Here is a 13,497-nt window from a genome sequence, read left to right on the forward strand (position 1 = left end):
TCATGTTTGGCAACAGGCGTTAATGGTCGGGTGGGTCAGTTTGAAATATGGATATCGGCCTTTATTGGTCAGGATACCTTTCGAAGGCATGGGAAGGTAACAGATGCGTGCAGCCGCAACTCTAATTGTGTTGGTCGCTTCGACATTGATTGGGGGCCGATTCGCACATTCGCAAGAGTGGACGCCGTCTGAAGATTCGGCTCTGGCTGCGAGACGGGTGATTGCCAATTATTTCTCAATGCTCGACGGCGGCAACCCCAAGCAGGCCTATGAAATGATGGACGGTGCCGCCAAATCATCGATCCCGATAACTGCCTTCTCAGAGCAAAGCGAAAAATTCCGTTCTCAGGCCGGTCCGCTGCTGGAGCGGAAACTGCTCAAGTTTACATGGCTTAGGGACCCGGCGGACGCCCCTTCCCGGGCATCTATGTGGCGGTCGACATCGCCACGAAGTTTGAGCGGATCGACCGGCACTGTGGATATATCGTGCTCTACCAGCAGCCTTCGGGAGGGCCTTTCCACGTCATGCGCGCCGAGAGCAACTTCATCGACAATGCGACGGCAGAGAAAATTGAGACCACCCAGTCGAAACTTGAACTGGATAAGGCATGGGCGGAATTATCGCAGAATTGCCCCGACTTGACGGCCAATCCTTGAATCTCAGCTGGCCGGCTTGGTCCGATCGATGCGGATCACAAACAGCACCGGGTTTCCCACTGATTCGAGCCGAATATCCGGGGCGCCCTGATCGAGCACCACTACGTCCAACGGGCCAACCTGGACCGCCTTGTCGCCAGGCACGATGAGTTCTCCGCCAAGAGGCAGGATTAGGGTCGTGCCCGCGTTCGCCTCCACATCCAACGGAGCCGACGGCGTCAGGCGCTCAACCTGGTGTATCGTCCGCCCACGACGCGTCATGACGTTAAGGTCGGTGATCGGACCGCCGATCAACGTAGCGCCGGTCGGCACATCGCCAGGGAAGGACAGCGGCGCCGAGGTGGCGGTCAACCGCGCCGGGGGCCGGCCGGCAATATCGAGCACGATCCCCTCCTCCTCCAGCACCGAGAGCGTGCGGTCGACGCCGGGAAAGCTGGAGAACGGCCCGCTCGTCTCGACGCGGGCCATGGAGATGCGCCAGTCGAAATCGTCGAGCCCGGCGGCTTCGGGCGAAACGGCGATCTCGGTGGTCGTGCCGCCGCCATTCTTCCACGGCATGACGCGGTAGCCGGCGGCACGAAGGATGCGCATCAGCTCAGCCCAGAATGCCTGGGAGGTTCAGCTGGTGCTCTTTGGCGCACTTGATGGCGATGTCGTAGCCGGCATCGGCATGGCGCATGACGCCGGTCGCCGGGTCGTTCCACAGCACCCGCTCCAGGCGCTTCGCCGCATCGGCCGTACCGTCGGCGACGATGACCATGCCGGCATGCTGCGAGAATCCCATGCCGACGCCGCCGCCATGATGCAGCGACACCCAGGTGGCGCCTGAGGCGGTGTTGAGCAGCGCGTTGAGCAGCGGCCAGTCGGAAACAGCGTCTGAGCCGTCCTTCATCGCTTCCGTCTCGCGATTGGGCGAAGCGACCGAGCCCAGATCGAGATGGTCGCGGCCGATGACGACCGGCGCCTTGAGCTCGCCCTTGGCCACCATCTCGTTGAAGGCAAGGCCGAGCCGGTGACGGTCGCCGAGGCCAACCCAGCAGATGCGCGCCGGCAGGCCCTGGAAGGAGATGCGCTCGCGCGCCATGTCGAGCCAGTTGTGCAGATGGGTGTTGCCGGGGGTGAGTTCGCGCACCTTGGCGTCGGTCTTATAGATGTCTTCCGGGTCGCCGGAGAGTGCGGCCCAGCGGAACGGACCGATGCCGCGGCAAAACAGCGGCCGGATATAGGCCGGCACGAAGCCCGGGAACGCGAAGGCGTTTTCAAAACCTTCGTCCTTGGCGACCTGGCGGATGTTGTTGCCATAGTCGAGCGTCGGCACGCCGGCGTTCCAGAACGCCACCATCGCCTCGACATGCTCGCGCATGGAGGCACGCGCGGCTTTCTCGACGGCCTTCGGGTCGCTGACACGCTTCTCGCGCCACTCGGCCATCGTCCAGCCCTTGGGCAGATAGCCGTTGATCGGGTCGTGTGCCGAGGTCTGGTCGGTGACCATATCGGGGCGGATGCCGCGCTTGAACATCTCCGGCACGATCTCGGCGGCGTTGCCGAGCAGGCCGACCGACTTCGCTTCGCCGGCCTTGGTCCAGCGATCGATCATTTCCATCGCCTCGTCGAGCGTCTCGGCCTTTTCGTCGACATAGCGGGTGCGCAAGCGGAAATCGATGGAGTCCGGATTGCATTCGATGGCCAGGCAGCAGGCGCCGGCCATGACAGCGGCGAGCGGCTGGGCGCCGCCCATGCCGCCGAGACCACCGGTCAGGATCCACTTGCCCTTGAGGTTGCCGTTGTAATGCTGGCGGCCGGCCTCGACGAAGGTCTCATAGGTGCCCTGCACGATGCCTTGCGTGCCGATATAGATCCAGGAGCCGGCCGTCATCTGGCCGTACATCATCAGGCCCTTCCGATCGAGCTCGTTGAATTTCTCCCAGGTCGCCCAGTGCGGCACGATATTGGAATTGGCGATCAGCACGCGCGGCGCATTGGCGTGGGTCTTGAAGACGCCGACCGGCTTGCCCGACTGGACAAGCAACGTCTCGTCCTCACCGAGTGTCTTCAGCGACGCGACAATCTGGTCGAAATCGTTCCAGGTGCGCGCGGCCCGGCCGATGCCGCCATAGACGACCAGCTCGTTCGGGTTCTCGGCCACTTCCGGGTCGAGGTTGTTCATCAGCATGCGCAGCGGCGCTTCGGTCGTCCAATAGCGGGCGTTGAGCTTGTCGCCGCGGGGCGCACGCACTTCACGGATGTTGTGGCGGGGATCGTTCATCAATGTCCCTTTCGAGTAAGGCGGCGCATCAGCGGCCGGCCCAATCAATGGCGGTTTCGAGGATGGTCTTCAGTGTCGCGCGGATCGGCGCGGCATAGGTTGCGTCGTAAGGCACCGGCCAATTCTCCGGCGAACCTTTCTCGGCCGGCTCGCGCATGTAGCCGCGATTGGAGAGCTCCATCTGCAGGGCGTGGACTCCGTCCCGCGGCCGGCCAAAGCCGCGGGTGATCCAGCCGCCTTTGAAGCGGCCATTGACCACCCAGGTCTCGCCGGTCGCGGCGAGGATGGCTGCGACCTTGTCCTGAAGAATGGGATCGGTGCTCTTGCCGTCATTGGTGCCGAGATTGAAGACGGGCAGCGTGCCTTCGAACAGGCGCGGCAGCACCGAGCGGATCGAATGGCAATCATAGAGCGCGATCTTGTCGTGCTGGCCGCGTAGTCGTTCGATCTCGGCCTGCAGGGCAGCATGATAGGGCTTGAAATAGGTTTCGCGGCGTTGATCGATCTCGGACGGGGTCGGCTCTTCGCCCATGCGGTAGAGCGGGTCGCCGTCGAAGGTCTCGGTCGGGCACAGACCAGTTGTGGTTTGGCCCGGATAGAGCGAGACGCCGGACGGATCGCGGTTGACGTCGATCACGGTGCGCGAGATGGCAGTGTGCACCACCGTCGCGCCGAGGTCATTGGCGAAATCATAAAGCTTGTCGATCCACCAATCGCAATCGCGGCGGCCGAGCCAGATTGACACCAACCGGGAGTCGAGGCCGTCGAGATCGATGCCGGTATGCGGGATCGACACCAGCAGCGGCGCTGTGCCTCGAGTGACGGTGAGCCAGTTGGGTGAAGTCATGCGAGGCCTCCAAACACTGGAGTTCTACGGCGCCCCCTCTGCCCTGCCGGGCATCTCCCCCACTTGGGGGAGATTGGCAGCTTCGGCGCCCTGCCCGATCCTGCAACGTTGGAGATTGGCGAAAGCCGACGCGACATCTGATCTCCCCCTTGTGGGGGAGATGTCCGGCAGGACAGAGGGGGCGCGACAGAACGCGGCCTATCAGGGCGTGCGTTCTCACGACGCAATCCCCGGCAGCGCCACCGCGCTGGCTGCGGCCACAGCCGCGCCGCTGCGCACCATGGCGATCGCTTTCTCCATGTCGGGATGGAAATGTCGGTCATTGTCGAGATGCGGGACCTCGGCACGCACCAGCTTGCGCACGGCTTCCAGCGCATTGCTCGACGCCAGCGGCTGGTGGAAATCGCAGCCTTGCGCGGCCGCCAGCAATTCAATGCCGATAACGGCGGTGGCGTTCTCGACCATGCCGATCAGCCGGCGGGCGCCATGCGCGGCCATGGAGACGTGGTCTTCCTGGTTGGCCGAGGTCGGGATCGAATCGACGCTTGCCGGATAGGCCTTCTGCTTGTTTTCCGAAACAAGGGCCGCCGCCGTCACCTGCGGGATCATGAAGCCGGAGTTCAGGCCGGGCTTGGGCGTCAGGAAAGCCGGCATGCCGGAAAGCGCCGGATCGACCAGCATGGCGATGCGGCGTTCCGACAGCGAGCCGATCTCGCAGACGGCCAGCGCGATCATGTCGGCGGCGAAGGCCACCGGCTCGGCGTGGAAGTTGCCGCCTGAGAGCGCAGTGTCGTCCTCGGCGAAGATCAGCGGATTGTCGGTGACGCCATTGGCTTCGGTCTGAAGCGTATCGGCGGCTTGGCGCAGCACGTTGAGCGACGCACCCATCACCTGAGGCTGGCAGCGCAGGCAATAGGGATCCTGCACGCGTTCGTCGCCGACGCGGTGCGATTCACGGATAGCGCTGCCGGCCATCAGATTGCGCAACGCGTCCGCCGTCTCGATCTGGCCGCGATGCTTTCTCAAGAGATGGATGCGCGGGTCGAACGGCGCGTCGGAGCCCTTGGCGGCGTCGGTCGACAGCGCGCCGGCGACCAGCGCCGACTGGTAGAGCACTTCGGCCTCGAACAAGGCAGCGAGCGCATAGGCGGTCGAGAACTGCGTGCCATTGAGCAACGCCAGGCCTTCCTTGGCGCCGAGCGTCACCGGCTCCAACCCGTGCGAGACAAAGGCGACCTTGGCCGGGACGCGGCCATGCGGGGTAAAGCATTCGCCGACGCCGATCATGACGGCGGTCATATGCGACAGCGGCGCAAGATCTCCTGAAGCGCCGACCGAGCCCTGCGCCGGCACCACCGGGATGACGTCGTTGGCAAGCATGGCTTCGAGCAATTCGATCGTCTGCGGCCGCACGCCGGAGGCGCCCTGGGCGAGGCTGGCAAGCTTCAGCGCCATCATCAGCCGCACCACCGCGACCGGCATTGGCTCGCCGACGCCGGCGGCGTGCGAGAGCACGATGTTGCGCTGCAGGGTTTCGAGGTCAGCCGCCGGAATGCGCACGCTCGCCAGCTTACCGAAACCAGTGTTGATGCCGTAAACCGGCTCGCCCTTGGCGACGATGCGGGCGACGGCCTCGGCGCTGGCCCGGATCTTCGGCCGGCAGGAATTGTCGAGCTTCGGCACGGCGCCGCGATAGATAGTGCGCCAATCGGCAAGCGTGGCGTTACCGGGCTTGAGGGTCAGTTCGGTCATTGTCCTCTCCAGATGCGAGCATGGAGCGGATTGAAGCCCATGCGGTAAACGAGTTCGGCCGGACGCTCTATGTCCCAGATGGCGAGATCGGCCGATTTGCCGGCTTCCAGCGTGCCGGTTTTTTCGAGAAGGCCGAGCGCACGCGCGGCCTCGCGGGTGACGCCGGCCAGGCATTCATCGACCGTCATGCCGAACAAAGTCGCGGCCATGTTCATGGTGAGCAGCAGCGAGGTGAGCGGCGAAGTGCCCGGGTTGGAGTCCGTCGCCAGCGCCATTTTCACGCCATGGCGGCGGAACAGGTCGACCGGCGGCTTCTTGGTCTCGCGGATGAAATAGAAGGCGCCGGGCAGGATCGTCGCCACGGTGCCGGCCTCGGCCATCGCCGCGGCGCCCGCATCGTCGGTGTATTCGAGATGGTCGGCCGAGAGTGCGCCGTAGCGGGCGGCAAGGGCCGCTCCATGCAGATTGGAAAGCTGGTCGGCGTGGAGTTTCACCGGCAGGCTGAGCGCCTTCGCCTTGTCGAAGACGTGCGCCATCTGTTCCGGCGAGAACGCAATGCCTTCGCAAAACCCGTCGACCGCGTCGGCGAGCTTTCCGGCAGCGACGGCCGGCAGGATGGTGCCGGCAACGAGATCGATGAAGGCGTCCTTGTCGCCCTTGGCCTCGGGCGGCAGCGCATGGGCGGCCAGACAGGTGGTTCGCACCGTGACCGGACGCTCATCGGCCAGCCGGCGGGCCGCGCGCAGCGACTTCTTCTCATTGTCGAGATCGAGGCCGTAACCGGACTTCACCTCGACAGTGGTGACGCCTTCGGCAATCAGTGCGTCGAGGCGCGGCAGCGTCTCGGCGACGAGCTCGTCCTCGCTGGCAGCGCGCAGCGACTTGACGGAGGAGACGATGCCGCCCCCGGCGCGGGCCACCTCTTCATAGGTGGCGCCGGCCAGCCGCATCTCGAATTCATTGGCGCGGTTGCCGGCATAGATCAGGTGCGTGTGGCAGTCGATCAGGCCCGGCGTGATCCAGCGCCCCTCGCAATCGACTGTATCGGCGCCTTGCCCGGCGGCAGCCGGCATATCCGCCTCGGCGCCGGCATAGACGATCAGCCCGTCGCGCGCGGCGACCGCGCCTTTCTCGACGATACCTAAGCCATCGGCCATGGTCGCCAGGCGCGCATTGCGCCATAGCCGCAGGCCGCTCTTCCCGTTTGCTCCAACCATCATCTTTTCCATTTGAAAGGATGGCGATTATGTATATACATATTGAAACGCGACGCAAGTGGTATCGTCGCTCACGCATCGAGATTTGGAGAGACAAGTGACGGCGATCTTTGCGGAACAGGCGCTGTTGCCCGGTGGCTGGCAATCCAAGGTGAGGATCGCCTTCGATGGCGGCCGTATCGCTACGGTCGAGCCCAGCGCCGCGCCTCAGCTTGGCGACGAACGCCACGCCATTCTCGTGCCCGGCATGCCCAATCTGCACAGCCATGCCTTCCAGCGCGGGATGGCCGGGCTTGCCGAACTGCGCGGCCCTTCGTCCGACAGCTTTTGGAGCTGGCGCGAGGTGATGTACCGTTTCGCGCTGTCGATGACGCCCGACCAGGTCGAGGCGGTGGCGGCGCAACTTTATGTCGAGATGCTGGAGGCCGGTTTCTCGCGCGTCGGCGAGTTTCACTATCTGCATCACGACCGCGACGGACAACCTTACGCCAACATCGCCGAGATGGCGGAGCGCATCACGGCGGCGGCTTCGGAGACCGGCATCGGGCTGACGCTGCTGCCGGTCTTTTACGCCCATTCCGCCTTCGGCGGCGCAGCACCCAATGAGGGCCAGCGGCGATTCATCAATGATGTCGAGCGGTTCGGACGACTGCTTGAGAAGAGCCGCGAGGCCGTTCGTGGTTTGAATCAAGCAATTGTCGGCGTTGCCCCGCACAGCCTGCGCGCCGCGACGCCTGACGAGCTCAACGCGGTCGCGGCGATGGCGCCGGACGGCCCGATCCACATCCACGTCGCCGAGCAGGTCAAGGAAGTCGAGGACTGTGTCGCCTGGTCGGGCAAGCGTCCGGTCGAGTTCCTGCTGTCCGACGCCACGGTCGACAAGCGCTGGTGCCTGATCCACGCCACGCACATGACCGAAGCCGAAACCATCGCCATGGCAAAAAGCGGCGCGATCGCCGGGCTTTGTCCGATCACCGAGGCCAATCTCGGCGACGGCACCTTTGCGGCGCCGCTGTTCATCGAGCATGGCGGCCGCTTCGGCGTCGGCTCCGACTCCAACGTGCTGATCGGCCTGCCGGACGAGCTTCGGCAGCTCGAATATTCGCAGCGCCTCGCCCACCGCGCCCGCAACGTGCTGGCGCGCGCCGGCGGCTCGACCGGACGCGCGCTGTTCGACGCCGCGCTCGATGGCGGCAGCCAGGCGCTCGGCGCCGGCTCGTCACAGATTGCCGCCAGCGGCCCGGCCGATTTCATCTCGCTCGACCAAAACCATCCGTCGCTGGCAGGCAAGGCGGGCGACGCCATCCTCGATGCCTGGATCTTCGCCAATGGCAGCACGGTCGATTGCGTCTGGGTGCATGGCAAGAAGCAGGTCAGCGGCGGCAGGCATGCCAAGCGCGCGGCAGTCGCCGAGCGATTCCGCAAAGTCATGACCGACTTGTCGCAGACCTGAAGCAGGACGTCTGATGAGCTTGATCGAGACAGATGATGTTGACGGTGGCGAGATCCTCTCGCTGCATCAGCGCATCCTGTCCGACATCCGCGAAAAAGATCCTGTCGGGCGCCTGGCCGCCCGGACATCGCATCCCGTTCGAGCATGAGCTGACGGCCGAATACAATTGCTCGCGCATGACCGTGAACAAGGCGCTGTCGCAGCTCGCCAAGGCCGGGCTGATCGAGCGCCGCCGCCGCTCCGGCAGCTTCGTGCGCCAGCCGCAGTCGCAGGCCGCGGTGCTGGAATTGCACGACATCAGGATCGAGGTCGAGGCGCTCGGCCTTGCCTATCGCTATGACCGGCTGAAGCGGGTGAAACGGCGCAGCAACGCCGAGGACCGGACGCTGCTCGGGCTTGCCGCCGCGGGTCCGGTGCTGGCGCTGGAAGGGCTGCATTTCGCCGGCGAACGGCCGTTCGCGCTGGAAGAGCGACTGATCAACCTGTCCGCGGTATCCGGAGCCGGCGAGGAGGAGTTTCTCGACATCGCGCCAGGCCCCTGGCTGATCGGCCGCGTGCCGTGGAGCGAAGCCGAACACCGCATCCGCGCCATGGCCGCCGACGAAACCATCGCGGACGCGCTCGACATCGACCCCGGCGCGCCCTGCCTGGTGGTCGAGCGCCGCACCTGGAGCGCCGAGCACCCGGTGACGCATGTCCGGTTCGTCTATCCGGCGGACAGCCACACGCTGGTAGCACGGTTCACGCCGTCGCAGGGGTAGTGGCGTCTTTACCCTCCCCCTTGTGGGGAGGGTCGCCGCGAAGCGGCGGGGCGGGGTCGGCGCAATCCCCACCCGGGCCTTCGGCCCGACCTCCCCACAAGGGGGAGGTAGAAGGCTCGCGCCTTAAATCGCCGCCGTCACGATAATCTCAACCAGATATTCCGGGCCGGCGAGCTTGGCTTCGCCGGTGGCACGGGCCGGCGTGTGACCCTGCGGGACCCATTTGTCCCATTCCGCATTCATCTCGGCGAATTTGCCCATGTCGTCCAGCCAGATGATCGCCTGCACGATCTTGGTCTTGTCGGTGCCGGCCTTGGCCAGCAATTCGTCGATGGTCTTCAAGATATCGCGGGTCTGCGAGGCCACGTTGCCGCCGGGCTCGCCGACCTGGCCGGCCAGATAGACGGTGTTGCCGTGGATGACGATCTGGCTCATGCGCGGGCCGACATCGATGCGACGAATGCTCATTGGGTGTCCCTTCGTTTTGGAGTCGGGCCTGTTTAGAGTCCGCGCCGGCTCCGGGCAAGGGCGCGGGCGCGAAACCAATTGAGCCAATTGTCCGAGCTTGTCCGGTTCACCCACACACCGAGTTGACCGGCACGCCATAAATCCGCCGGCTTGCCTTGTTGACTAATGTAATAACATCACATATCGACAAGTCCCCAGTTTTCGCCCGCAGCAGGTCGGCGGCACGCTTTATTCAGATGCGCTGTCGCAGCCTGATGCCCCTGGCTCGACCTATATCGACATGATGCACAACAACATTCGCCAGATCAAAAGGCGCGATCCTTGGCAGTTGACATAGCTGCCGTTGAGAAGGCGGAGCCAGGACTCCGCCCTTTTCGGCGCACCTTTTGTTATGTAATAACATTAAATCGGAAGAATCCATGCTTCAGAAAAACGACTCCAAACGCCTACCGGTGACTGTGCTGTCCGGTTTCCTCGGCGCAGGCAAAACCACGCTGCTCAACCACATCCTGTCGAACCGCGAGGGCCGCCGCGTCGCTGTCATCGTCAACGACATGAGCGAGATCAACATCGATGCCGAGCTTGTTCGCGATGGCGCCGATCTGTCGCGCACCGATGAGAAACTGGTGGAGATGTCGAATGGCTGCATATGCTGCACGCTGCGCGACGACCTGTTGAAGGAGGTCCGTGCGCTCGCCGAACAGGGCCGCTTCGATTATCTGCTCATCGAATCCACCGGTATTTCCGAGCCCCTGCCCGTCGCCGCGACTTTCGATTTCCGCGACGAGCATGGTGACAGTCTCTCCGACGTCGCGCGGCTCGACACGATGGTGACCGTCGTCGACGCGCTCAATTTGCTCAAGGACTATTCGTCCTCCGATTTCCTCAAGCAGCGTGGCCAGTCGCTTGGCGAGCAGGATGAGCGCGCGCTGGTCGATCTTCTGGTCGAGCAGATCGAATTCGCCGACATCGTTGTGCTGAACAAGATCGGCATGGCGAGCCGTCATCAGCGGGACATGGCCCGGCTGATCGTGCGGGCCCTCAATCCCGAGGCCGAGATCGTGGAAGCCGATTTCGGCCAGGTGCCGCTCGACAAGGTGCTGGCCACCGGCCGCTTCGATTTCGACAAGGCGCAGCAGAACCCGCTCTGGTTCAAGGAACTCAACGGTTTTCGCGACCATGTTCCCGAGACCGAGGAGTACGGCATCCGCTCCTTCGTCTACCGCGCGCGAAAACCGTTCGAGCTGGCGAAATTCCAGACCTTCATCAATCGCGCCTGGCCGGGCGTGGTGCGCGCCAAGGGTTTCTTCTGGCTGGCGACACGGCCGGATCATGTCGGCGAAATGAGCCAGGCGGGCGCGTTGGTGCGGACGCAAAAGCGTGGCCTGTGGTGGGCCTCGGTGCCGCCAGCGCGATGGCCAGACCACGCGGAATGGCGCGAGAGCATGGCGCCCTATCTCGATCCGGTCTGGGGCGACCGGCGCCAGGAATTGGTCTTCATCGGTTGCGAGCCGATGGACGAGGCGAAGATCCGCGCCGAGCTGGACGATTGCCTTGTCGAGGCGACGGGGTTCGAGCCCGAATTGTGGTGCGCGCTGCCCGACCCGTTCCCGAACTGGACAAATGGCTGAACTGATTTTTGTTCGGGGAATGTCTATCTGCGCAAAAGGATTTCCTTCAGCGCGGATTGCCGACCTCGTGCGAGAGTGGCAAGACTTTGCGTCAAATCAAATGCGAGGATGCAGCCATGGAATATCGCCAGATCAGCGATGATTATTCGGTCTCCGGCCAGATCCAGCCGGAAGACGTCGCCGCCATCAAGCAAGCCGGCTTCAAGAGCGTGATCTGCAACCGGCCGGATGACGAGCAGCCAGGCCAGCCTTCGGCCGAGAGCGTCGCTTCGGCGGCCGAAGCGGCAGGGCTTGCCTTCCGCTATATCCCGGTGATCAGCGGCCAGATCACACAAGATAATGTCGATGACCAAGGCAAGGCGCTCGATGAGCTCGAAGGCCCGGTGTTTGCGTATTGCCGGTCGGGCGCGCGTTGCACCAACCTTTATGGGCTGATCCAGCAGCAGAAGGGGTGAACGCCGCGGTGCGGTTGAAGAAAGCCAATTCCGCAAGCTGGCGTTCCTTCGCGCCCCCCCTCTGTCCTGCCGGACATCTCCCCCACAAGTGGGGAGATTGGCAGTTTCCGCGCCTCGCCCAATCTTGCAACGCCCGAGGTTGGCGAAAGCCGACGCGACATCTGATCTCCCCCTCGTGGGGGAGATGTCCGGCAGGACAGAGGGGGGCGCTGTCCCGCCAGCGTATCAATAAAATCCACCAAAGCTAAATCGGCAGCGCGCCGGTTTCCTTGAGTGTCTCCAGCACGATCGCCGTCTTCACATGCTGCACGGATTCATGCGGCAAGAGCACGCCGTTGACGAACTCAGACAAAGATTTGAGATCGGGCGTCACCACTTTCAGGATATAATCCATCTCGCCGGTCAGCGCATGCGCCTCCTGCACCTCGGGCAGGCGCGCCACCAGTTCACCGAAGCGGCGGGCATTGTCGCGGTTGTGGGTGGCCAGCGTCACCGAGATGACGTTGACGAGCGAAAAGCCGAGCTTGTCGCGGTCGAGCACGGCGCGGTAGCCCTTGATGTAGCCGTCTTCCTCAAGCCGAAGGCGACGGCGCGAGCACTGCGACGGCGAGAGGTTCACGCGCTCCGAAAGGTCGTTGTTGGTGTAACGCGCATCGTCCTGCAAAAGCGCCAGTATCTTGCGGTCAAATCGATCAATGCGCGTATCGTCCACGAAGTTTCCTCCGACCATGCACAATTTACGCACATCTAGTGCATTTCAAGCGGTTGAATGCAAGCACCGTGCGGCGGCTCCGCGCTATCATGGTGAAAGACGGCCAAAACTGGCTGCAACAAGCTTTCGGAGGACTACCATGGGCCCCTTCCCGCACGACGCCCCGCCCGCGAAGATCAGCAAGGCCAATCCCGCCGGCACCGACGGTTTCGAATTCGTCGAGTTCGCGCATGCCGAACCGCAGAAGCTTGCCGAACTCTTCACCCGCATGGGCTATGTCGCGGTGGCGAAGCACCGTTCGAAGGACATCACCGTCTGGCGGCAGGGCGACATCAACTACGTCGTCAATGCCGAGCCCGGCTCGCATGCGATGAAGTTCGTCGACAAGCACGGTCCTTGCGCGGCCTCGATGGCCTGGCGCGTGGTCGACGCGAAACACGCTTTCGACCATGCCGTGTCCAAGGGCGCCACGCCTTATGAAGGCGCCGACAAGGCGCTCGACGTGCCGGCCATCGTCGGCATCGGCGGCTCGCTGCTCTATTTCATCGAAGCCTATGGCGACAAAGGCTCGGCCTATGATGCCGAGTTCGAGTGGCTGGGCGAGCGCGACCCGAAGCCCGAAGGCGTCGGCTTCTATTTCCTCGACCACCTCACCCACAATGTCTATCGCGGCCAGATGGACAAATGGTGGGATTTTTATCGCGAGCTGTTCGGCTTCAAGCAGATCCATTTCTTCGACATCGACGGCAAGATCACCGGGCTGGTCAGCCGCGCCATCACCTCGCCCTGCGGCAAGATCCGCATTCCGCTGAACGAGTCCAAGGACGACACCAGCCAGATCGCCGAGTATCTGAAGAAGTACAATGGCGAAGGCATCCAGCACATCGCGGTCGGCACCGACGAGATCTACGCCGCCACCGACAAGCTTGCCGCCAACGGGCTGAAATTCATGCCTGGACCGCCGGAGACCTATTACGACATGTCGTACGACCGCGTGAACGGCCATGACGAGCCGATCGAACGCATGAAGAAGCACGGCATCCTGATCGACGGCGAAGGCGTCGTCGACGGCGGCATGACCAAGATCCTGCTGCAGATCTTTTCGAAAACCGTCATCGGGCCGATCTTCTTCGAGTTCATCCAGAGGAAAGGCGACGAAGGCTTTGGCGAGGGCAATTTCCGCGCTCTGTTCGAATCGATCGAGCAGGACCAGATCAAACGCGGCGTGATCAAGATGGACGGCAAGGCGGCCTGAAACGTAAACCTGTTTGCGGCGCC

12 protein-coding genes and 3 pseudogenes are annotated in these 13,497 nt (G+C 63.6%); 8 read left to right on the forward strand and 7 right to left on the reverse strand.

Going from position 1 to position 13,497, the window contains the following annotated elements; all coding sequences use genetic code 11:
- Positions 1–277 precede the first annotated feature (277 nt).
- Together ACVDG8_RS02755 and ACVDG8_RS02760 are read left to right on the forward strand one after the other, a co-directional pair.
- Positions 278–358, forward strand: a pseudogene (locus ACVDG8_RS02755) (hypothetical protein); the annotation flags it as partial.
- A 71-nt stretch (positions 359–429) separates the two neighbouring features.
- Positions 430–657: a hypothetical protein gene (locus tag ACVDG8_RS02760; protein ID WP_455707892.1), complete on the forward strand. Its 228-nt coding sequence runs from the start codon at positions 430–432 to the stop codon at positions 655–657.
- Between the two features lie 3 nt (positions 658–660).
- Here the strand turns inward: ACVDG8_RS02760 and ACVDG8_RS02765 are convergent, their stop codons facing one another.
- The 5 genes from ACVDG8_RS02765 to hutI all read right to left on the reverse strand — a co-directional run bounded on the left by ACVDG8_RS02765 (position 661) and on the right by hutI (position 6,739).
- Entirely contained in the window at positions 661–1,248 is a 588-nt protein-coding gene (locus ACVDG8_RS02765; RefSeq protein ID WP_455707519.1) for a HutD/Ves family protein, read from the reverse strand.
- A gap of 4 nt (positions 1,249–1,252) precedes the next feature.
- Positions 1,253–2,923 (reverse strand): urocanate hydratase, encoded by a 1,671-nt coding sequence (hutU, locus tag ACVDG8_RS02770; RefSeq protein WP_455707520.1) that lies wholly within the window; start codon positions 2,921–2,923, stop codon positions 1,253–1,255.
- A 28-nt stretch (positions 2,924–2,951) separates the two neighbouring features.
- Positions 2,952–3,770 (reverse strand): N-formylglutamate deformylase, encoded by an 819-nt coding sequence (gene hutG, locus ACVDG8_RS02775; protein WP_447253317.1) that lies wholly within the window; start codon positions 3,768–3,770, stop codon positions 2,952–2,954.
- 216 nt (positions 3,771–3,986) lie between these two features.
- Positions 3,987–5,522 carry a histidine ammonia-lyase gene (hutH, locus tag ACVDG8_RS02780; RefSeq protein WP_455707521.1) on the reverse strand — a complete coding sequence of 512 codons (1,536 nt, stop codon included), beginning with the start codon at positions 5,520–5,522 and terminating at the stop codon, positions 3,987–3,989.
- Entirely contained in the window at positions 5,519–6,739 is a 1,221-nt protein-coding gene (gene hutI / locus ACVDG8_RS02785; RefSeq protein ID WP_447253318.1) for an imidazolonepropionase, read from the reverse strand. Before hutI ends, hutH begins: the two co-directional genes overlap by 4 nt.
- 97 nt (positions 6,740–6,836) lie before the next feature.
- On the opposite strand from hutI, the gene ACVDG8_RS02790 reads away from it, so the two are divergent.
- Together ACVDG8_RS02790 and hutC are read left to right on the forward strand one after the other, a co-directional pair.
- Positions 6,837–8,192: a formimidoylglutamate deiminase gene (locus tag ACVDG8_RS02790; protein ID WP_447253319.1), complete on the forward strand. Its 1,356-nt coding sequence runs from the start codon at positions 6,837–6,839 to the stop codon at positions 8,190–8,192.
- A 13-nt stretch (positions 8,193–8,205) separates the two neighbouring features.
- Positions 8,206–8,953, forward strand: a pseudogene (gene hutC / locus ACVDG8_RS02795) (histidine utilization repressor).
- 123 nt (positions 8,954–9,076) lie between these two features.
- On the opposite strand, the gene ACVDG8_RS02800 reads toward hutC, so the two are convergent.
- A complete protein-coding gene (locus ACVDG8_RS02800; RefSeq protein WP_447253321.1) occupies positions 9,077–9,421 on the reverse strand; it encodes a RidA family protein in 345 nt (114 codons plus the stop codon).
- A gap of 211 nt (positions 9,422–9,632) precedes the next feature.
- Here ACVDG8_RS02800 and ACVDG8_RS02805 point away from each other — a divergent pair.
- From ACVDG8_RS02805 to ACVDG8_RS02815, 3 genes and pseudogenes are all read left to right on the forward strand, one after another.
- Positions 9,633–9,753 (forward strand): annotated as a pseudogene (locus ACVDG8_RS02805) (metal ABC transporter substrate-binding protein); the annotation flags it as partial.
- Between the two features lie 87 nt (positions 9,754–9,840).
- Positions 9,841–11,052 (forward strand): zinc metallochaperone GTPase ZigA, encoded by a 1,212-nt coding sequence (gene zigA, locus ACVDG8_RS02810; RefSeq protein ID WP_447253322.1) that lies wholly within the window; start codon positions 9,841–9,843, stop codon positions 11,050–11,052.
- Positions 11,053–11,168: 116 nt separating this feature from the next.
- On the forward strand, positions 11,169–11,507 hold the full coding sequence (locus ACVDG8_RS02815) for a TIGR01244 family sulfur transferase (RefSeq protein WP_447253323.1): 339 nt from the start codon (positions 11,169–11,171) through the stop codon (positions 11,505–11,507).
- 244 nt (positions 11,508–11,751) lie between these two features.
- Here the strand turns inward: ACVDG8_RS02815 and ACVDG8_RS02820 are convergent, their stop codons facing one another.
- The gene (locus ACVDG8_RS02820) at positions 11,752–12,219 is read right to left on the reverse strand and encodes an Lrp/AsnC family transcriptional regulator (RefSeq protein ID WP_447253324.1); all 468 of its coding nucleotides are present in this window, start codon (positions 12,217–12,219) and stop codon (positions 11,752–11,754) included.
- 139 nt (positions 12,220–12,358) lie between these two features.
- On the opposite strand from ACVDG8_RS02820, the gene hppD reads away from it, so the two are divergent.
- On the forward strand, positions 12,359–13,474 hold the full coding sequence (gene hppD, locus ACVDG8_RS02825) for a 4-hydroxyphenylpyruvate dioxygenase (RefSeq protein WP_447253325.1): 1,116 nt from the start codon (positions 12,359–12,361) through the stop codon (positions 13,472–13,474).
- The last annotated feature ends 23 nt before the right edge of the window (positions 13,475–13,497 follow it).

The organism is Mesorhizobium sp. ORM8.1 (assembly GCF_053005525.2).

What these genes read in the sequence shown, in the direction of transcription:
- zigA (WP_447253322.1), top strand. Translation starts at nt 9,841, where the DNA reads ATGCTTCAGAAAAACGACTCCAAACGCCTACCGGTGACTGTGCTGTCC.
- hutI (WP_447253318.1), bottom strand. Translation starts at nt 6,739, where the DNA reads ATGGTTGGAGCAAACGGGAAGAGCGGCCTGCGGCTATGGCGCAATGCG.
- hutH (WP_455707521.1), bottom strand. Translation starts at nt 5,522, where the DNA reads ATGACCGAACTGACCCTCAAGCCCGGTAACGCCACGCTTGCCGATTGG.
- ACVDG8_RS02765 (WP_455707519.1), bottom strand. Translation starts at nt 1,248, where the DNA reads ATGCGCATCCTTCGTGCCGCCGGCTACCGCGTCATGCCGTGGAAGAAT.
- ACVDG8_RS02815 (WP_447253323.1), top strand. Translation starts at nt 11,169, where the DNA reads ATGGAATATCGCCAGATCAGCGATGATTATTCGGTCTCCGGCCAGATC.
- ACVDG8_RS02800 (WP_447253321.1), bottom strand. Translation starts at nt 9,421, where the DNA reads ATGAGCATTCGTCGCATCGATGTCGGCCCGCGCATGAGCCAGATCGTC.
- hppD (WP_447253325.1), top strand. Translation starts at nt 12,359, where the DNA reads ATGGGCCCCTTCCCGCACGACGCCCCGCCCGCGAAGATCAGCAAGGCC.
- hutG (WP_447253317.1), bottom strand. Translation starts at nt 3,770, where the DNA reads ATGACTTCACCCAACTGGCTCACCGTCACTCGAGGCACAGCGCCGCTG.
- hutU (WP_455707520.1), bottom strand. Translation starts at nt 2,923, where the DNA reads ATGAACGATCCCCGCCACAACATCCGTGAAGTGCGTGCGCCCCGCGGC.